Annotated in this window: 17 protein-coding genes; 10 read left to right on the top strand and 7 right to left on the bottom strand. The window is 69.1% G+C overall.

What is annotated here, in order from left to right; translation table 11 throughout:
- The first annotated feature begins 10 nt into the window (after positions 1–10).
- The 9 genes from AC1DW3_RS19380 to AC1DW3_RS19420 are packed head-to-tail and all read left to right on the top strand — an operon-like array spanning position 11 to position 7,589.
- On the top strand, positions 11–964 hold the full coding sequence (locus AC1DW3_RS19380) for a WxcM-like domain-containing protein (RefSeq protein WP_477933910.1): 954 nt from the start codon (positions 11–13) through the stop codon (positions 962–964).
- Positions 961–2,058: a DegT/DnrJ/EryC1/StrS family aminotransferase gene (locus AC1DW3_RS19385; protein ID WP_477933912.1), complete on the top strand. Its 1,098-nt coding sequence runs from the start codon at positions 961–963 to the stop codon at positions 2,056–2,058. Before AC1DW3_RS19380 ends, AC1DW3_RS19385 begins: the two co-directional genes overlap by 4 nt.
- Positions 2,055–3,644 carry an HAD-IIIC family phosphatase gene (locus tag AC1DW3_RS19390; RefSeq protein ID WP_477933914.1) on the top strand — a complete coding sequence of 530 codons (1,590 nt, stop codon included), beginning with the start codon at positions 2,055–2,057 and terminating at the stop codon, positions 3,642–3,644. Before AC1DW3_RS19385 ends, AC1DW3_RS19390 begins: the two co-directional genes overlap by 4 nt.
- A complete protein-coding gene (locus tag AC1DW3_RS19395) occupies positions 3,641–3,862 on the top strand; it encodes an acyl carrier protein (protein ID WP_477933916.1) in 222 nt (73 codons plus the stop codon). Before AC1DW3_RS19390 ends, AC1DW3_RS19395 begins: the two co-directional genes overlap by 4 nt.
- A complete protein-coding gene (locus AC1DW3_RS19400) occupies positions 3,852–4,433 on the top strand; it encodes a GNAT family N-acetyltransferase (protein ID WP_477933918.1) in 582 nt (193 codons plus the stop codon). The genes AC1DW3_RS19395 and AC1DW3_RS19400 overlap by 11 nt, the downstream gene beginning before the upstream one ends.
- Positions 4,423–4,836 (top strand): VOC family protein, encoded by a 414-nt coding sequence (locus AC1DW3_RS19405; RefSeq protein ID WP_477933920.1) that lies wholly within the window; start codon positions 4,423–4,425, stop codon positions 4,834–4,836. Before AC1DW3_RS19400 ends, AC1DW3_RS19405 begins: the two co-directional genes overlap by 11 nt.
- Positions 4,833–5,564: a class I SAM-dependent methyltransferase gene (locus AC1DW3_RS19410; RefSeq protein ID WP_477933922.1), complete on the top strand. Its 732-nt coding sequence runs from the start codon at positions 4,833–4,835 to the stop codon at positions 5,562–5,564. The genes AC1DW3_RS19405 and AC1DW3_RS19410 overlap by 4 nt, the downstream gene beginning before the upstream one ends.
- A complete protein-coding gene (locus AC1DW3_RS19415) occupies positions 5,561–6,910 on the top strand; it encodes a hypothetical protein (RefSeq protein WP_477933924.1) in 1,350 nt (449 codons plus the stop codon). The genes AC1DW3_RS19410 and AC1DW3_RS19415 overlap by 4 nt, the downstream gene beginning before the upstream one ends.
- A 4-nt stretch (positions 6,911–6,914) precedes the next feature.
- Positions 6,915–7,589: a hypothetical protein gene (locus AC1DW3_RS19420; protein WP_477933926.1), complete on the top strand. Its 675-nt coding sequence runs from the start codon at positions 6,915–6,917 to the stop codon at positions 7,587–7,589.
- Between the two features lie 75 nt (positions 7,590–7,664).
- Here AC1DW3_RS19420 and AC1DW3_RS19425 read toward each other — a convergent pair whose 3' ends face one another.
- The 4 genes from AC1DW3_RS19425 to AC1DW3_RS19440 all read right to left on the bottom strand — a co-directional run bounded on the left by AC1DW3_RS19425 (position 7,665) and on the right by AC1DW3_RS19440 (position 13,283).
- Positions 7,665–9,911 carry a TonB-dependent receptor gene (locus tag AC1DW3_RS19425; protein ID WP_477933928.1) on the bottom strand — a complete coding sequence of 749 codons (2,247 nt, stop codon included), beginning with the start codon at positions 9,909–9,911 and terminating at the stop codon, positions 7,665–7,667.
- On the bottom strand, positions 9,908–10,849 hold the full coding sequence (locus AC1DW3_RS19430) for a beta-propeller fold lactonase family protein (protein WP_477933930.1): 942 nt from the start codon (positions 10,847–10,849) through the stop codon (positions 9,908–9,910). Before AC1DW3_RS19430 ends, AC1DW3_RS19425 begins: the two co-directional genes overlap by 4 nt.
- Before the next feature lie 195 nt (positions 10,850–11,044).
- Positions 11,045–11,833 carry an MBL fold metallo-hydrolase gene (locus AC1DW3_RS19435; RefSeq protein ID WP_477933932.1) on the bottom strand — a complete coding sequence of 263 codons (789 nt, stop codon included), beginning with the start codon at positions 11,831–11,833 and terminating at the stop codon, positions 11,045–11,047.
- Positions 11,763–13,283 carry an outer membrane protein assembly factor BamB family protein gene (locus AC1DW3_RS19440; RefSeq protein WP_477933934.1) on the bottom strand — a complete coding sequence of 507 codons (1,521 nt, stop codon included), beginning with the start codon at positions 13,281–13,283 and terminating at the stop codon, positions 11,763–11,765. Before AC1DW3_RS19440 ends, AC1DW3_RS19435 begins: the two co-directional genes overlap by 71 nt.
- Positions 13,284–13,675: 392 nt before the next feature.
- Between AC1DW3_RS19440 and AC1DW3_RS19445 the strand changes: the two genes are divergently transcribed.
- Positions 13,676–15,394, top strand: a complete 1,719-nt coding sequence (locus AC1DW3_RS19445; RefSeq protein WP_477933936.1) for an ATP-binding response regulator — start codon at positions 13,676–13,678, stop codon at positions 15,392–15,394.
- On the opposite strand, the gene AC1DW3_RS19450 is transcribed toward AC1DW3_RS19445, so the two are convergent.
- The 3 genes from AC1DW3_RS19450 to AC1DW3_RS19460 form a co-directional block, all read right to left on the bottom strand.
- On the bottom strand, positions 15,380–16,015 hold the full coding sequence (locus AC1DW3_RS19450; protein ID WP_477933938.1) for a response regulator: 636 nt from the start codon (positions 16,013–16,015) through the stop codon (positions 15,380–15,382). The genes AC1DW3_RS19445 and AC1DW3_RS19450 overlap by 15 nt on opposite strands.
- 83 nt (positions 16,016–16,098) lie before the next feature.
- Positions 16,099–16,671 (bottom strand): cohesin domain-containing protein, encoded by a 573-nt coding sequence (locus AC1DW3_RS19455; RefSeq protein ID WP_477933940.1) that lies wholly within the window; start codon positions 16,669–16,671, stop codon positions 16,099–16,101.
- 39 nt (positions 16,672–16,710) lie between these two features.
- Entirely contained in the window at positions 16,711–18,825 is a 2,115-nt protein-coding gene (locus AC1DW3_RS19460; protein ID WP_477933942.1) for a dockerin type I domain-containing protein, read from the bottom strand.
- Between the last annotated feature and the right edge of the window lie 156 nt (positions 18,826–18,981).

Consider the following 18,981-nt stretch of genomic DNA (forward strand, 5'->3'; position numbering starts at 1 on the left):
AGACATATCGATGACGGAAGGCAGCGGCTTCGTGCATTCGCACGCCCTGGTCGAATCCACGCAGATCGGGCCGCGCACGCGCATCTGGGCCTTCGTGCATGTGCTGCCGGGTGCCCGCATCGGCGCCGACTGCAACATCGCCGACCATGTCTTCATCGAGAACCAGGTCGTCGTCGGCGACCGCGTCACGCTCAAGAGCGGCGTGCACCTGTGGGACGGCGTCACGCTGGAGGACGACGTCCTCGTCGGCCCCAACGCGGCCTTCTCCAACGACCCCGCGCCGCGCAGCCGCGTCAAGCCCGCCGAGCTGCTGAAGACGCGTGTGCGCGCCGGGGCCAGCATCGGCGCCAACGCCACCATCCGCGCGGGCGTCACCATTGGCCCCGGCGCCCTGGTCAGCGACGGCGCCGTCGTCACGCGCGACGTGCCGCCGCGCGCCATCGTCGCCGGCAACCCCGCCCACATCACCGGCTATCTCGACACGCCGGAGGTGCAGGTCAGCGGCCCGGCGATTTCCGCCCAGCGCCTGGGCAGCGAACTGCCGGCCCTGCAGGCGCGTGGCGCCAGGTTGCATGCCCTGCCCAAGATCGTCGACCTGCGCGGTGCCTTGAGCTTCGGCGAGATCGGCGCTCATCTGCCGTTCACGCCGCAGCGCTTCTTCATCGTCTACGACGCCCCCAGCGAGGAAGTGCGCGGCGAACATGCCCACAAGGCCTGCCACCAGTTCCTCGTCTGCGTGAAGGGCAGCTGCACCATCGTGCTGGACGACGGCGAGAAGCGCGACGAGCTGCGCCTGGACAGCGCCAAGGTCGGCCTGCACATCCCGCCCATGGTCTGGGGCATCCAGTACCGCTTCTCGGCCGACGCCGTGCTGCTGGTGCTGGCCTCGGACACCTATGACGCGGACGACTACATCCGCAGCTACGACGACTTCCTCGCCGCCGTCGGCAAGACTCCCGCATGAAGATTCCCTTCCTCGACCTGCAACCCACCTATGCCGCCTCGCGCGCGGCCATCGACGCGGCGCTGTCCCGCGTCGCCGGCAGCGGCTGGTTCATCATGGGCAAGGAGCTGGAGGCTTTCGAGTCGCAATGGGCGGCCTATTGCGGCTCGACCCATGCGGTAGGCCTGGGCAATGGGCTGGACGCCTTGCACCTGGGCCTGCGCGCGCTGGGCGTGGGGGAGGGCGACGAGGTCATCGTGCCGTCCAACACCTATATCGCGACCTGGCTGGCCGTCAGCCAGTGCGGTGCGACACCGGTGCCGGTGGAGCCCGATGCGCGCACCTACAACCTCGACCCGGCCCGCATCGAAGCCGCCATCACGCCTGCTACCCGTGTCATCCTGCCCGTCCACCTCTACGGTCAGCCGGCCGACATGGACGCCATCAACGCCATCGCCGGCAAGCATGGCCTGAAGGTGCTGGACGACTGCGCCCAGGCCCATGGCGCGCGCTGGGGTGGCCGCCGCGTCGGCGGCACGGCCGATGTGTCGGCCTGGAGCTTCTACCCCGGCAAGAACCTCGGCGCCATGGGCGACGGCGGCGGCCTGACGACGAACGACACCGGCGTGGCCGAGCGCGTGCGCGTGCTGCGCAACTACGGCTCCAAGGTCAAGTACCACAACGAGGTCAAGGGCGTGAACTCGCGCCTGGACGAGATGCAGGCCGCCGTGCTCGCCGCCAAGCTGCCCGAGCTGGACGCGCTGACGAACGAGCGCCGCCGCATCGCCGCCCAGCTGCTGGACGGGTTGAGCGGTGCCAACGTCGCGCTGCCCTTCGTGCCGGCGCAGGCCGACCCGGCCTGGCATCTCTTCGTCATCCGCCATGAAGCCCGCGACCGCCTGCAGGCCGCGCTGTCCGAGCGCGGCATCGGCACGCTGATCCATTACCCGGTGCCGCCGCATCTGCAACCCGCCTATGCCGAGCTGAGCAGGGGCAAGGGCGACTTCCCCGTCTCCGAGGCCATCCACCGCGAGGTGCTGAGCCTGCCGCTGTGGCCGGGCATGAGCGAGGCGCAGATAGCCGCCGTCATCACGGCGGTCAAGGGCTGCGCGTGAGCGCATCGCCCGCGCTGGAGCACAGCCTGCGCCGCATGGCCGCGCAGGAGACGCTGTTCGCGCCGCGGCCCAGCCGGTTGGACCTGCTCGGCCTGGCGCTGGACCCGGCACAAGGCCCGGTGCGCCGCATCAACGTCTGGCGCAACCACGCCATCGAGACGCTGCTGACGCTAGCCAAGCCCTATCTGGACTGGGCCGACTTGGCGCTGGATCCCTGGCTGTCCGGCTATGACGACAGCCTCTCCTTCGCCGAGCATGCGCCGGCCGAGCTGGAGCTGCTGTGGTTGGACGCGTCGCGCCTGCCGGCCGATGCGGGCTGGCTGAACGGCCGCATCGCCGCTTTGCGCGCCATCAGCCGCGCGCCCATCCTCGTGCTGGCCACCGCGCCCGTCGAGGCCTCAGGCCCGGATGTGCAGGCCGCCGACCTGGCCGCCGTCTGCGAAGCCGCCGGCGTGCCGCTGCTGGATGCGCGCCTGGCCAAGGTGGCCGGCTCGCCGCTGTCCGCCGCGGCCCAGTCCGTCATCGCGCGCGAGCTGGCCTGCCGCTGGCTGCCGGCCCTGCTGCTGCCCCCGGTCAAGGCCGTGGCGGTCGATCTTGACCACACGCTGTATGCCGGCGTGCTGGGCGAGGACGGCCCCGACGGCGTGCTGCTGACGCCGGGCCACGCCGAGCTGCAACGCCAGATCAAGGCCTTGCGCGAGCGCGGCATCTTCATCGCCCTGGTGTCGCGCAACGAACATGCCGACGTGCAGGCACTGTTCGAGGCGCGCGCCGACTTCCCGCTGCGCTGGGACGACTTCTCGGTCACCGAGGTCTCCTGGGGCGACAAGGCCGAGGCGCTGCAGCGCGTGGCGCGGGCCCTCAACATCGACGTGTCGGCCGTCGCCTTCGTCGACGACAACCCCGGCGAGCTGGCCCAGGTGGCCGCGCGCCTGCCGACGCTGCGCAGCGTCTTCGCTCATGCCGACGCCGCGCTCACCGCCCGCGTACTGGCCCATCTGCCGGCACTGTGGCGCTGGCGGGTCAGCGCCGAGGACGCCAAGCGCGTGGATGACCAGCGTGCCAACAGCCAGCGCGCCGAGCTGGCATCGGCCGACCCCGAGGCCTATTTCAAGTCGCTGGGCGTGAAGCTGCGCTTCTCGCTCAACGACCGCGCCCAGCTCGCCCGCATGGCCGAGATGAGCGGCAAGACCAACCAGTTCAATCTCGCGCTGGCGCGCCTGGGCGAGGCCGACTATGCGGCGCGGCTGAATGACCCGGCGGGCGTCGTCGTCACCATCGAATTGGCCGACCGCTTCTCCGACAGCGGCGTCATCGGCCTGCTGGCGGCGCGCACCGGCAGCGGCGGCATCGTCGTCGACGAGTTGCTGATTTCCTGCCGTGCCATGGGCCGGCGCCTGGAGGACAGCATCGTCATCGGCGCGCTGCAATGCCTGCCGGCCGGCGCCGTGCGCTTCCAGGTCACCCAAGGCCCGCGCAACCAGCCCGCTCGCCAGTGGCTGGGCGAGGCCACAGAATGGCCGGCCGAGCGTGTCCAATCCTTCGCGCCGCCCGACGGCGTCCACATCGAGAGAATCGTTCCGTGATCAACACCGTCCTCGACGCCCTGCGCGTCGTGCTCAAGACCGAGGTCAATGCCGACACGTCCGTGCACAACACGCCGCAATGGGACTCGCTGCGCCACATCGAGGTCATCTTCGCCGTGGAGGACGCCACCGGCGTGCAGTTCGACGAGGCCGAGCTGAGCGAGTTGAACAGCGTCGCGCGCATCGTCGCGGCCATCGAGGCCAAGCGTGCGCCATGAGCTGAATCTCAGAGGCGCGGCCTTCGGCCTGCGGCCGGTGCGCGACGACGATGCGGAATTCATCGTCGGCCTGCGCAGCGACCCCGAGCTGGGCCGCTGGCTGAACCCGACGTCGCCCCACGTGGCCGACCAGCTGGACTGGCTGGCGCGCTACTACGAGCGGCCGGGCGACTACTACTTCGTCATCGAGCGGCTTTCCACGGGCGCGGCCGAGGGGCTGATCGGCGTCTACGACGTCGAAGGCGGCGAGGCCGAATGGGGCCGTTGGCTGCTCACGCCCGGCTCGCTGGCCGCGGTCGAGAGCGCGGCGCTGATCTACCGCTGCGCCTTCGAGCTGCTGGACCTGGACGCCGTCTGCTGCCGCACGCTGGCGGCCAACGAGCGTGTCGTGTCCTTCCACGATTCCTGCGGTATCGCCGAGCGGCGCCTGCTGCCTGGCCATGTCGAGCTGCGCGGCGAGCGCCGGGATGCCGTCGAGCACCGCCTGAGGCGCGAGGCCTGGGGCGCCGTCGACGCGCGCCTTTCGCAGCTGGCCCAGCTCACGGCCCGGAGGTTGCAGCGTGGCGCCTGACGCATTGCCGCAAGGTTTCGATTTCCACCACCTGGGTTACGCCTGCGCCGACCTGGCCAAGGATCAGGCGCAGTTCGAGCGCCTGGGCTATGCCGTCGAAGGCGAGGCCTTCGAAGACCCGGTGCAAGGCATCAGCGGCGTCTTCCTGACCGGCGCCGGGCCCCGTGTCGAGCTGCTGCAGAACCTGCCCGGCAGCACGACGCTCAAGCCCTGGCTGGAGCAGGGCACGCGCATCTACCACTTCGCCTACGTGGTGCCCGACATGGCGCAAGCCCTGGCCTGGGCGCGCACGCAGCGCGCCGTCACGACGGTCCAGCCCGTGCCGGCCGTGGCCTTCGGCGGGCGCCACATCGCCTTCGTGATGCTGCGCACTGGCTTCATGCTGGAGTTCATCGAGAAATGACTCAACCTGACCTCAATGCCATCGCCCAGAAGGCCTATCTGACCGACTCGACGGGCGAGGGCTTCATCGAGCCGTTGATCCACGCGACCCAGCTGCCCAGTCTGCTCGCCCGCATCGGCGCCGCGCCGCGCCGCGTGCTGGAGATGGGCTTCGGCGAAGGCACCATCACCGGGCCGCTGCTGGAGGCCGGCTATGACGTCGAGCTGGTGGAAGGCTCCAGCGCGCTGTGCGACGACGCCCGCGCGCGCTTCGGTGCGGGCCTGCCGGTGCATTGCAGCTATTTCGAGCGCTTCACGCCCAAGCAGCGTTTTGATCGCGTGCTGGCCCTGCATGTGCTCGAGCATGTCGTCGAGGACGCCGCCGTCGTCGAGAAGATGCACGACTGGCTGGCGCCGGGCGGCCAGGTCATCGCCGTCGTGCCCAATGCCGAGTCCCTGCACCGCCAGCTCGCCGTCATGATGGGCCTGCAGCCCCAGCTGGATTCTCTGTCGCCGCGCGACCATCTCGTCGGCCACCAGCGGGTCTACAACCTGGCGGGCTTCATCGCGCTGTTCGAGGCTGCCGGCTTCGAGGTCGTCGAGCAGTTCGGCTATTTCGTCAAGACCGTGCCCAACGGCATGATGACGACGTGGAAGCCCGAGCTGATCCGCTCGCTGACGCAGATCTCCGACCAGCTGCCGCCGCGGCTGCTAGCCAATATCGGCCTCGTCGTCCGACCCCGCACATGAGCAGCAGCCCCAACTTCCTCGAACTGGTGCGGCGGCTGGAGGCCCACCAGGCCGCTGGCGAGTGGCCGGCCATGATGCTGGAGATCACCAACATCGTCATCGCCGTCGTCAACGACCCGCGCGCCAAGGGCCTGGTTTTCGGCTCGGCCGAGCTGGACCGCTTCTGCCTGGCGGCGGGTGCGATGTCGGCTCGCCATCTGGGCATCCAGGCGCCAACCGACTACAACGACCATGTCGCCGTGCATGTCGCCACGGAGCTCTACGACGGCCAGGGCGGCCACTCGCTGGCGCTGAAGGACGTGATCCGCGCGCGGCCCGACCTGACCCATGTCGTCGTCGTCACCAATCTGCATGACCGCACGCTGCCGCTGGAGCGCTTCAACCGCGACCTCGAGCGGCCGGTGCAGATCGTGCTGGCGCCCAAGCTGCCGCTGCAGGACAAGATGGGCTGGCTGCAGCTGCAGCTGGCCACGCTCAAGCCCGGCCTGCTGACGCTGTTCAACCACCACTACGACACGGCGGCCATCGGCGCGGCCCAGCCCGGCGTGGCGCGTGAGACGGCCTATTTCCACCATGCCGACCACGACATGGCGCTGGGCGTCTTCCTGCCGCATGCCCTGCATGTGGACTGCACCAACCTGTCCCACCACAAGTGCCAGCACTACCTGGGCGTGCACAAGCCGGTCTACTGGCCGCTGGTGTCGCCCGACCTGGGCGCGCGCGCGGCGCATGGCTTCTTGGTGGACGGCCAGCCGACGACCTGCTCGCATGGTTCGTCCGGCAAGTTCATGTCGCCCGGCCGCTACGACTACTTCGACGTCATGCTGCGCCGCCTGGCCGAGGTGGGCGGCACGCATGTGCATGTGGGCTCGCTGCCCGACGACGTGCTCGCGGCCTTCCGCGCCAGGCTGGGCGAGGCGGGCATTGCCCAGGAGCGCTTCATCCACCAGCCGCCCGTGCCCAGCCTGTGGGGCTGGCTGCGCGACAGCCGCGTGGACCTGTGCATCTCCTCCTTCCCCATCCAGGGCGGCAAGGGCCTCGTGGAGACCCAGGGCGCCGGCCTGCCGGTGCTGATGCAGCAGAGCAGCCTGTCCAAGCACCACTCGACGCGCGATCTGATCTACGACAGCGCGCTGTGGTGGGAAACGCCGGACGACCTCATCCGCGTGCTGCGCGGCCTGACGCCCGAATTGCTCGCCGATCAGGCCCGCGCTTCACGCAGTTTCTACGAGCAGTGGCACCATCCGCGCGAGCTGGCCTATGCGCTGGCCAATCCGCGCCGCACGGCGGCCTGCCCGCCGGTGCAGCACCCGCCGGTGGACACGCTGGCCCTCTATCTGAGGTGAGCGCGTGATCGACCTTGTTTGCGCCACGCGCGCCACCGAAGCGGAGTTCTGGAACAAGGCCGCCCTGGGCCTGTCGCTGCGCCGCATGGCGCACGACGACCGGCTGCTGCCGCGCGTCTATTTCGAGAATCGCCGCGGCCTGCCCATCCTCTACAACGAACGCATCGCCGCGCCCGATGCCGCGCCGGTGCTGGCCTTCATCCACGACGACGTCTGGCTGGACGACTATTTCTTCTACGAGCATGTGATGGCGGCCGTGCACGCCTTCGACGTCATCGGCGTGGCCGGCAACAAGCGCCGCGCGCCGATGCAGCCGTCCTGGGCCTTCCCGACCACCCAGTTCGAGTGGGACGACCGTGCCAACCTCAGCGGCGTCGTCTCTCACGGCCCGTCGCCCTTCGGCCAGATCTCGGCCTTCGGGCCCGTGCCCGCCGAGTGCGAACTGCTTGACGGCGTGCTGCTGGCCGCCAGGCGTGACACGCTGCGCGCCAGACAGGTGGGCTTCGACGAGCGCTTCGACTTCCATTTCTACGACATGGACTTCTGCCGCAGCGCCCGCGCCGCCGGCCTGCGCCTGGCCACCTGGCCCATCGCCATCACCCACCAGAGCGAGGGTGGCTTCGGCTCGAACGGCTGGATAGAGAACTACAAGAAATACGTCGGCAAGTGGGGCGACTAGGGCGCGTTCGGGCGCCGCAGTCCCGACCAGCTCACCTGCACTGGAAGCCGCGGGTGGCGAGCGTCATGCCTTGCATCAGTCGATGCTGTACTGCAGGCCGGCCCAGAGGCCACGCGGTGCCCCATGGCCACGAAACTGCTCGGCGCGCGCGTTGGCCGCGTCCCAGCTCGCACCGGGGCCCGTGAACACGTTCATGCCCAGCACGCCGAAATTGGCGTAGCGCCGATCCAGGACGTTGTCGATACGGGCGAACAGGTTCAGCCGCGGCGAGGGCGCGTAGCGGCCATCGAGGTTGATCAGCGAGTAGCCACCGATGCGGCCATTGACGTCGGCATTGTTCTCGTCACCGCGCGCTCGTACGGCGCTGCTGGTGACGAGGTTGAGGCCCAGGGTCCATCCCGGCAAGGGCGAATGCTCCGCACGCAGCTTCAGCGTATGGCGCGGCAAGCCGGGAATACGGTCACCAGGCTTGACGTTGATGGCGCCGTTCGCATCGGCGGTCGAGTTGCTGGGGCTGCTCTCCAGGAAGCCTGAGACGTAGTGAGCGTCGAGGTAGGTGTAATGCAGGTTCAGGACCAGGGGGGCCGCACGAAGGCCCGCATCGAGCTCGAGCCCCTGGCGGCGGGTGGAGCCGATATTCTGGAAGTAGCCGGCGTTGACCGCCAGGCCGTCGCCGCTGACGAACTGGATGTCGTCGCGCAGGTCGCTGCGGAACAGCGCGATTCGCCAATCCGTGGAGGCCGATGGCTTGCCGCGCGCCCCCAACTCGAAGGTGCTGGAGACGACCTTGCGCAGTGGTGGGTCGGAGATGAAGGCGTTGGGCAGCTTGCAGGGCGCGGCAGGGTCGGCGCAGGTGAGCTCCATCGCGGTCGGCGCCCGCATGCCCTGGTTGTAGCTGGCATAGGCGGTCAAGCCGGGCCTCGGATTGAAGTTCACGCCGATGGACGGATTGAAGCGGGTGAAACGGTGGCTGCCGTTCAGTTCGGGCGCGGTGCCGCTGCGGTCCTTGATGGACACCGTGGCGAGGTTGAAGCGCCCGGCGAGCGTCAGCGTCCAGGCGGGGCCGAGGTCCAGCGAGCTCGATGCATAGGCGCCGCTGTAGCGGGTGTCCGAGTCGGAATCGGTTTCGGCTTCGAACGGTCCCAGCGGCGTCGTGCCGCGGTCGCTGGTGAAGGCGGCCGGCTGCGAGGTGCGCGTGAAGCGGGCGTGCCCGTCGTCCAGCCCCAGGCCGATGCTGAGGTGGTGCGGCATCGCCGCCAGCTTGCCGGCATAGGCCAGCTGCACGCTGCCGCCCCGGCTGGTCTGGGTGACGACCGAGGCGTCGTTGACCGCCGGGGGGGCGTCCTCGTCGTCCTGCGAGTCGTTGGCATTGCTGCTGACATTGCGGTTGCGGAAGCTGCGGTGGTAGACATTGCCGCTCAGGCGCCAGGCCTCGTCGAGGGCCTGGCTGCCATGCAGGGCCAGGCCGAACAGGTGATTCCGGTTCAGGTCGGGCCAGGTGTAGGCCTGGCGGATGTCGCTGAAGCTCCGCGGCAGTGTCTGCGTGCCCTCAAGATGGTTGTCGGCCCACTGCAGGCTCAGGGTCAGTTCGCGGGTGGTGTCCTGATAGCCCAGCTTGCCGAACACCTGGCGGAGCTCGCTGGCGTTGTGCTCGGCCCAACCGGTTTCCCGGGTGTGGGCACCGGTCACGAACCAATCCCATCGACCCTGGCGGCCGCCGAACTCGGCGCCGTAGCTGCGGCGCCCGAACGAGCCGCCGGAGGCCGTGATGGATGCGCCCGGATGGTCGGGATACTCGCTGGCACCGCGCTTGGTGACGAGGGCCAGGGCGCCGCCCAGCGTGTTCATGCCATGCATGGGGCTGGACCCGGGGATCAGCTGGATGCCGGCAATGGCCGAGGACGGGATCAGGTCCCAGTTGACCACGTCGCCGAACAGCTCGTTCATGCGCACGCCGTCCAGGAACACCGAGATGCCCTGCGGCGTGCCCAGCAGCGGCGAGGCGGTGAAGCCGCGCACATTGAGGTCGACCTGGTTGGCGTTGCCTTGCACCGCATTCAGGTTCAGCCCGGTGGCGTTGGCGGCCAGAAAGGCGGTCAGGCTGTCGGTGCCTTGCGGGCCCCACTGCCCGCTGGTGAAGGTCTGCACATTGGCCGGGATCTTGCTGAGCGGCAGGGGCGAGCCGGGCAAGGGCATCGGGCTCACCAGTTCGACCTTGGGCAGCACTTCGATGGCGGCCGGCGCCGGGTCGGCGTGACCCAGCGGCGCCAGCAAGGCGGTACAGAGTGCGAGAGGGAGTCGGATGAAGCGGGCAGGCCTCATCGGATGGCAACTCCCCAAGGCAGCTTGCCAACGGTGACATCGGCCAGCCGGCCGTTGCCTGCGGTATCGATCACGCTGACCACGCCCGATCGGCCGCAGGCCACGTAGAGCTTCTTGCCATCGGGGGTCAAGGCCATGTTCCACGGTCGCTGGCCCACCGGGATGGTGGCCACGATGGTGCGGCTGGCGACGTCGACCACCGACACCGTGGCATCGCCGCCGTTGGACACGAAGACCCGTTTGCCGTCGGGATGCACGCTGATGCCATTGGCGCGCAGGCCCGCCTTGATCCTGGCCAGCACCTTGAAGCCGGCGGTGTCGATCAGGTAGAGCTCGCTGGAGTTCTCGGCAGCCACATAGGCCACCTTGCCATCGGGTGAGAAGCCGATGCCGCGGGGGCGTGCGCCCACCGGAATGTGGGCCACCTGTTCGCGACGCTTGAAGTCGATCACGTCCACCGCCTCACCTTCCTCGGCGCTGACGAAGATCAGCCGCCCGTCGGGCGAGAAGACCGCGTGCTCGGGGTTCTTGCCCTGCACCTTGACGACGAAGGCCTTCTTGTTGGTGCCGGTGTCGACGAAGACCACATCGTTGGACTCCTCCAGCGCTACCACCACCCAGCGCCCGTCGGGCGAGATGCCCACGCCCTCCGGGGACTCGCCCAGGGCGATCGCTCCGCTTTGCCTGCGTGCCTCCAGGTCCACCAGCACCAGTTGGTTGCTGGGCTGGTCGCTCACGTAGGCCGTGCGTCCGTCCAGACTGATCACGGTGCCGCGGGGCTTCTTGCCGGCGGGAATCTCGGCGACCACCATGTCGCTGGCCGTATCGATCACGCTGAGCGTGCCCGAGCCCTCGTTCGGCACGTAGGCCAGCGGTGCAGCGAGGGCCAGCCAGGGGCTGAGCATCAGGGCAAGGAGCAGGCAACGGGAGTTGGGCATCAAGGGTCCTTTCGCAATCTCAAGGCGCAATCTCAAGGCGCAATCTCAAGGCGGTTTGCGGCTGTCGTGCGTGGGTGGACAGACCCGCCAGCCAGTTGCGGCCCTCGTTGACGATGACCGATTGGCACGTTGGCGATCGAGGAGTTGGTGGCACCTGCGAAGGCCGACGGAAGCCGCGACTTCAAGCCCGCGCCCCTAGATCAGGGCATCGATCTGGCGTTTGAAAGCCGTCAGTTCCGCACGGCCAACCGTCGGTCCTTCATTCGGCACCGCCTGGTCGAAATCGAGTTCCAGCACCTGGGCCAATGCCGCGCTCCAGCCGGCGAGGTTGCCGCCGGCGGCGGCATCCAGGTGCGGCCCCTGCGGGGAATACAGGTCGCCCACGGCCACCACCTGCTTGTCAGGGAAATAGACGACCGTATCGGCATCGGTCGTGGCCTTGCCAAAGTACTTCAACTCGATCTGTATGCCGCCGAGCTTGAGCAGGTAGCTGCGGTCGAAGGGCACCAGGGCCGCCGCGCCGCTGTCCTTCAAGCGGGGCACGGCGTTGGCCTGCAACAGGATCGGCACCTTCGCAGCGGCGAAGCGCGTGCTGTTGGCCGCCTGCCCATCCAGGGCGTTGGTCAGGATCAAGGCGCGCAGCGGCATGTCCGCAAGCTTGTTGATCTTGCGGACCTGGGACATCAGGATCTTGTAGCTGTCGGGAGACTTTCCATTCACCAGCACGAGTCCGTTGGCACTGAAGCGCAGCAGCGAATTGCCGCCGCCCCCGGTGATCAGGTACAGGCCCGTCTTGAGCAACTGGGCCTGCAACTGGGGCGGCGGTACCGCTACTTGCGCCTCTTGCTTCTCTTGCGCCTGGGCGCCCAGGCAAGCCAGGCTGCCCAGCGCGATGAGCAGCCGCCTGCGTTCCTTATTTGCCATTCTTCGAGAAGGCAAAGAATTTGTTGTTGGTCGTGAAGCCAGGAATGCCGAGGTGGGCATAGCCCGAGCCCCAGTAGACGACGCCGTCGACGATGGAGGCACCCGCGTTGACCGAGGAGCCCGAGGCGTAGCTCCACAGCGTCTGGCCGCTCGAAGCATCCAGGGCCAGCATGGTGGGCGCGGTCGGCGCGCTGCCCATGGACGACGCGAACACAACGCCGTCCGCCACCGACAGCGGGCCGATGGCGATGGAGCCGTTCGGGTCGCCCACCTGCCAGAGGATCTTGCCGGTCTCCGGGTCCAGCGCGGCCCAGGAGCCGCCACCGCCGTATTGCGTTGGCAGGCCGTAGAAGTTCGCGATCGACACATAGATGCGCTTGCCATCCGTGGCCGAGCCCCATTCCATGCCGCCCAGCGAGGAGCCCGGGCCCACCTGCGTGCGCCAGAGTTCGGCGCCGGTGTCCGGGTCCATCGCGAAGTAGATGCCGCTCTTCTGGCCTGCGCCCAGGATGGTCTTGTACCGGCCCTTGCTGTCGCGGTAGGTGATCAGGTTGGGCGCCGACGCGAAATCGTAGTCGGGGCCTGCGCCCGCCGGGCAGTTGCCGTTGGCGAAGATGAAGCAGTCGACGTTCCAGTCATCGCTGCCGTCCTTGGCCAGGCCGGGCTGGTTCCAGGTGACGAACTTCTTGGCCCAGCGGACCTTGCCGGTCAGCAGGTTGAGCGCGACGATGGAGTCCACATGGTTGTCCGGCGAGGCGCAACTGGCCTGCGTGCCGCCCGCGGTGATGCAGGCCTTGTAGGTCGGGTCGGTCGGCGTGCTGTAGTTGTTGCCGGTGCTCGCGTAGACCGTGCCGCGCAGGATGTCCACGACGAAGTTGCTGCTCCACACCCCGGCGCCGCTGTAGCCTTTGGGCGTCATGTAGGTCTGCCAGAGCACCTTGCCGGCGTTCTTGCCGTCCAGCAAGACGGCGACGACGCTGCCGCGCCCCGAGCAGCACACAAAGCCCGGGAAGAAGGCAGCCAGGCCCTCGCCGTTGGAGGCCACGCCGGTGTAGAGCAGGTCGCCCACGATGACCGGCGACGCGGTGATCATCGCGAAGGCGTCGTTGGCCGGCGTTTCGAGCTGCGTCTTCCAGAGCAGCTTGCCGTTGTCGGCCTTGATGGCCAGCAGCCAGGCGCCTTCTTGCGTGCCGATGTAGACGACGCCGTCGTTCACCGCCGGGCTGGTGCGCGAATGCGTGTTGGCCGGCAGCCCATAGTCCGACAACTGGTGCCCCCAAACCTTCTTGCCGGTCTTGGTGTTGACGGCCCAGATGTTGCCGCCCCAGTCGGGGAAGTAGGCCGTGCCGTCCACGACCGCCGCACGGGCCGAGATCTCGCCGCCGGCAGTGAAGACCCATTTGGGCTTCAGCTTCTCCACGTCCTTCAGCGAACCAGGGGCGGCCTGGGCGGTGTTGTGGATGTTCTGGCCGAACATGGGCCAGTCATTGGCGCCGATCCAGTCAGGCAATTCAGGCGCGTTGTGCGCCGTGGCGCAGAAGCTGAGGGCAGCAAGCGCCAACCCCAAACCCGCACGCATAACAGACCAAACGAAGGCGTTGCGACCAGTCATCTCACATCTCCCAGTTAGGAATACCGCTTACCGATGAAGTCTTTGGTTCGTGTGTTATTGCCGTTTGTTACGAATTGATTGTGCGCGACACGTCCAAAGAGTTTTAGGTGATTACCCGGGTGGCTACGGTTTGTCACGCCTGCAGGGCTGCGGCATCGCGGCAAGGCGAAGTGACGGACGCGCATGGCGCGCGACGCTGGTCCCATCGTGCGCCCGGTGATTGAGCCCTCCAGCCGGCCTATCCTTTCGTAGGGCTGCCAGTTGGCGCGGGGCTGGGCATGATGCGGGGCATGCTGCCTCACCCCCAGGACGAACGCACGCGCCGCGCGATGCTGGGCTTGTTCTATGCCCAGAGCGGGGTGAGCCTGGTGGCGGCGGCGCTGCTGGTGCTGCTGCATGTGGGCACGCAGATCGACCGCGTGGCGCTGCCGCTGCTGCTGGCCTGGGGCTTGGCATTTGCGGCGCTGATCGTGCTGCGGGCGCGGTGGAAGCACCAGGTGGCGCAGCTGCCGGAGGCCGCCGACGCCGTGCCCTGGGAGCGGCGCGCCGAGCTGGGGGCGCTGGCAACCGGTGGGCTGTGGGCGCTGGCGCTGCTGATGGCTTTCGACGCGCGGCTCCATGCGACCCAGATGTACGCCGCCATGCTGGCCTGCCTCACCTGCGTGGCCAGCATCAATGTGATGGCGCCGCAGCCGCGCGCCTTCGTGATGCTGATCGCCCCCGTGGCCGCGGCACTGATCGCGCTCTTCCTGTGGCCCGGCAGCTGGGGCGGCGCCTACAACGCCTTGCTGGTGCTGGCCGCCGTGGGCCTGGCGATGGCCTTGACGCTGCGCCACACCCGGCTGCTGCGCGACAGCCACGCGCTGCGCTTCGAGCGCGAGGCCTTGCTGGCCCAGGCCCAGGCGGCGCGCGAGGCGCAGACGCGTTTCCTGGCCGCCGCCAGCCACGACCTGCGCCAGCCCGTGCATGCACTGGGCCTGCTGGCCGCGCAGGCTGCGCACGAGCTGCAGGGCCGGCGCGCGGCGCAGACGGCGGAGCAGTTGCAGGCCATGGCCCAGGCGCTGGATGGGCTGGTGGAAAGCCTGCTCGACGTGTCGCGCCTGGACAGCGGCGCGCTGCAGCCGCAATGGCGCTCGCTGCCGCTGCAGCCCTTGTTCGAGCGCCTGTCCACCGAGTACGCGGTGCTGGCCGAGGCCAAGGGTTTGCAGTGGCGCCTGCGCCCGACGCCGCTGTGGGTGCGCAGCGACGCGCAGCAGCTCGAACGCCTGCTGCGCAACCTGCTGTCCAACGCGCTGACGCACACCGTGCACGGGGGCGTGCTGCTGGCGGCGCGCAAACGCGCGGGCCGCGTGCAGGTCGCCGTCTGGGACACCGGGCCGGGCATCCCGCCCGAGCACCACGAGCGCATCTTTGAGGAGTTTGTGCAGCTCGCCAACCCGGGGCGCGACCGGCGCCGCGGCCACGGCCTGGGCCTGGCCATCGTGGCGCGGCTGGCGCGGCTGCTGGACCACCCGGTGGCCCTGCGCAGCCGCCTGGGGCATGGCAGCTGCTTCACGGCCAGCCTGCCGCAGGACGAGCCGCGCCAGCTGACCGAGCCTCGCACGGTGCCGCAGGGCCAGCCGCTGCAGGGCCGCTGCGTGGCCCTCGTGGAGGACGATGAGGCGGTGCGCGAGGCCACCGTGACGCTGCTGCGCACCTGGGGCTGCGAGGTCTGGGCCGAAGCCGCGGTGGCGCCTCTGCTGGTGCGCCTGCGCGCGGCGGGCGCGCGGCCGCAGCGCCTCATCAGCGATTGGCGGCTCGGCGAGGGCGACGGGCTGAAAGCCATTGCGGCCCTGCGCGAGGCCTTCGGCGGCAAGCTGCCCGCACTGCTGATCAGCGGCGAGACGCTGCCGATGAGCGCCAAGACGCTGCAGGCGCTGCGCGTGCAGCCGGCGCGCAAGCCCCTGCCGCCGGCGGCCCTGCGCGCCTGGCTCAGCGCGCCGTCAGAGCCACGTTCAGAACCGCATTGACGCCAGCCGCGCCTGACCCGCCAGCGCGGCCTCGGCGCGGTTGCGCACGCGCAGGATGCGAAAGATCGTCACCAGATGGCCCTTGACCGTCGGCTCGCCCATGCCCAGCTCGCGCGCGATCTCCTTGTTGCTGCGACCCTTCACCAGCTCGGCCAGCACTTCGGCCTGGCGCTGCGTGAGGGCTTCTTCCGCGGCCTCGGCACCGCGTTGCAGCAGAAACGGCGGCAGATAGCAGCCGCCGGCCAGCACCAGCTCCAGCGCTCCGAGCAGCACGCCGACGTCGGCGCTCTTGGGCAGCCACCCGGCGGCGCCCTCGTCCAGGGCGCGCATGGCCAGCAGCGGGTCGGTGTCGGCCGACATCAGCAGCACCGGCAGCAGCGGCCATTCCGTGCGCAGCTGCTGGAGTGCCTGCAACGGGGCGAGGCCGGGCAGGTGCACGTCCAGCACGACGAGGGCCACGTCGGGCCGGGCGCTCAGCAGCGCCTGCGCGGCGGCCAGGCTGTCGGCCTCGCTGACCTCGCAGCCCTCGCGCTGCGTGCGCAGCAGCTGCGCCATGCCCACGCGCACGACGGGGTGGTCGTCGACGATGAGGAGGTGCAGGGCGTGCAATGGCGCGGTCATGGCCGCGCGATCATGCCGCCAAACGCCGGGTTCGGGCAGGCCGGCGCTGGATTCTGGCGCCGGGCCTTGGCCAGGCCCCGCGTTCAACCGCCGTGTCGCAGCTGCCGCCGGGCGGCTGCGGTGAGGACGGCGAGCCCGATGCCGAACAGCGCGAGGGAGGCCGGCTCGGGCACGCTGGAAACGTTGATGGCGCTGCCCATGGGCGTCGTGGTGATGTCCGCCAGTGCCGAGTCGAGCAGCACGACATTGCCGAAGGACAGCTCGCTTCGCCCCGCGGTGAGCGCCTGGAAGGACAGGTGCACGACCCAGCCGTCGCCGCTGACGCCGGGGCCCGGCCCGACCAGGGTGTTGGCCGTGAATGACACCGTGCCGGCGAGGTTGTCGATGCTGCCGGGCCAGAACAGCGTCGCCCGGCCGCCGGCGGACAGGAAGTCGCCCTCCAGGACCGGGCTGGCCTGCAGGATCGCGGGGTCGAACGCGATGTCGAACTGGAAGGCATACAGGTCCACCACTTCGGCGACGAGCACGTCCAGCGTGAAGCTGTCGCCGGGGCGGACGGCGGCGGGCGGGGTGGTGAAGGACAGGGTCGCGGCCGGTGCGGGCGCGACCAGCAGGGCCAGGGCGACGGCGCACAGGCCGGTCAGCAGCTTGATCATTTTGTTCTCCTTGGAGTGGCGTCTTGCCTTGTCGCGCGGTCAGGGGCAGCTCGTGCCCGCCGCGAGCTTCTGCGCGACGAAGGACAGGTCACGGATGTCGACCACGCCGTCGCCGTTCACGTCGGCCCGGGCGTCGAAGCCGGCCTGGCCGGTGCGCCTGCCGAAGGAGGCCTTCACGACGGCCTGGTCCTGGCAGTTGATGGCGCCGTCGAAGTTCACGTCGCCCGGCAGCGTCACGACGGTGAAGGTGGTGGTGCCTAAGCCGGTGTTGCCGGCGACGTCGGTGGCGGTGGCGCTGTAGCGGTGGCTGCCCGGGCCGAAGGAGGACGCCAGGCCGCGGATGTCGGCGCAGCTCGTCGACGCCACGCCGGAATCCTTGTCCATGGCCTCGCACTTGATGTCCACGGTCTGGCCCGGCGAGTAGGCGCCCAGGTTGCCGCGGTAGACGACGGCGGGCGGTGTCTTGTCGATCTTGACCGTGAGGCTGGCGCCGTCGCTCTTGTTGCCCGCGACGTCCAGCGCATACATCAAGCCGGTGGACACGATCCCCTCCCTGCTCAGCACCAGCTCGCCAGGGCATTGCGCAACGCCGGAGCCGCCGGTGTCGGCACAGCTGAAGCGCACGGTCACGTTGCCGGTGTACCAGCCGTCGCGGCCGGGCTGCGTCGTCGCGGCTGCCGTGATGGTGGGCGGCTTCGGGTCGACGCGGACGGGGCTGGTCATGAAGCTGACGCTGTGGCCACCGCCCGACATGACGTAGTTGAATCCGTTGGGCAGGTCCTCCGACACGGCCAGGCGGTTGCCGACGCAGACGACGTCGCACTGCGGCTTGACCACGACCTGCCGGTTGGTCCAGGTGCCGGGGACATAGGCCTTGCCGTCCGACGTCACCAGGGCGTAGGCGAAGCTCGGGCGGCTGAACGTGACGCCGGCGTTCACGCCGGCCACCGCCGTGATGAAACGCCAGCCGGGGAAATCGGCCGTGACGATGCCGACGCGGCTGTTGGCGAGGTGGAAGTTCGGGCGCATCAGGTAGTCGGCCACCAGGGTGTTCATGCCCTCGAACGAGATGGTGCACAGGCCCAGGGCGCAGCCGGTGCGCGGGAAGTCCGGGTAGGTGGAGGCGTTGGCCGTGATGCCGTCCACCAGCCCGGTGGACAGCCGTGCCGCGTCGGTTTCGGGGCTGACATGGCCGCTGGCGAAGAAATAGGGAAACCCACCGACCGAACCGGCCAGCCCCGTCCTTTGCAGCGTGGAGAAGACTTCATTGACGCGTGCCCCGAGGAAGGCCTTGGTGGGCACCCACAGCAGGTCGTACAGGTCCCAGTTCGTCGTCAGGTCATGAGTCACCGGCTCCGCATAGCGGATGTAGCCGTCACCGGCTTCCGTGTGTTCGCGCCGGTAGTGGTGGTTGGCGTTCATGGCGCCCGACATGAACTGGTCCACGATCAGCAGCTTGCCGCGGGCATTGCAGGAGGCCGGGTCGGGTTTGGCGTTGATGGGGCGCACGGGCCCCAAGGTCAGCGCATCGGGATCGGGGCAAGACAGGGGCAGCAGGTAGTCGGCATATTTCTGTCCACTCGGCACGCCATCCAGGATGGCCTCGCGTTCCAGCAGCTCATCCAAAGCCTCGCCGGGGTTGCAATTGCAGTTCGCCGTCTCCTTGGCAATGCGCATGATGACGATTTCGGACGGGTTGTTCTTCAGGAACGAGACGGTCGGCCTGAGCACGTCCCGCTCGAAGTACAGGTTCATCTGGACCCCGCCGTGGAACACCATGACCTGGCAGCGCGTTGAGATCCCGGCACACCCGATCAAGGTCGCCGGGTCGACGTACTTCACCCGGATGTCGAGGTAGCGGATGCCGGATTCCAGCTGCTCGCCGATGTTCATCGTCTGCGTCTGCGCGAGAGGGCCGCCAATGCCCGGGTAGGTGCCGCTGTCATGCGTGCCCGGCAGGGACAGCTCGGTGAGCTTCTTCGCGCCGCTGATGGTCAGCATCCACTGCGGGTTTTTCGCGGTGGCGCCGGTGTCGTGCCAATAGGCGCCGTCGTCGTGCGCCAGTGCGGGCAACGGGCAGCAGAGCGCGGCCCCTGTGAGCGCCAGCAGCGCGGCCACGCGCCGCGCTGTGCGCGCAAATGCGGAAGTCAGCATGGAACTCTCCCTGTCAACGGGGCAGGGCAGGCCACCTATCCACCGCGTCAACGGCTTTGGCCAGCTCGCAAGTCACCCGATGCAGAGCAGTCTAGGAAGCGCCACCCGGGCTGCCCAGCCGACAGACGGATGGGTTGGGGGGATCCGTTTGGATGA

This window comes from Roseateles sp. P2_H4 (assembly GCF_056403315.1).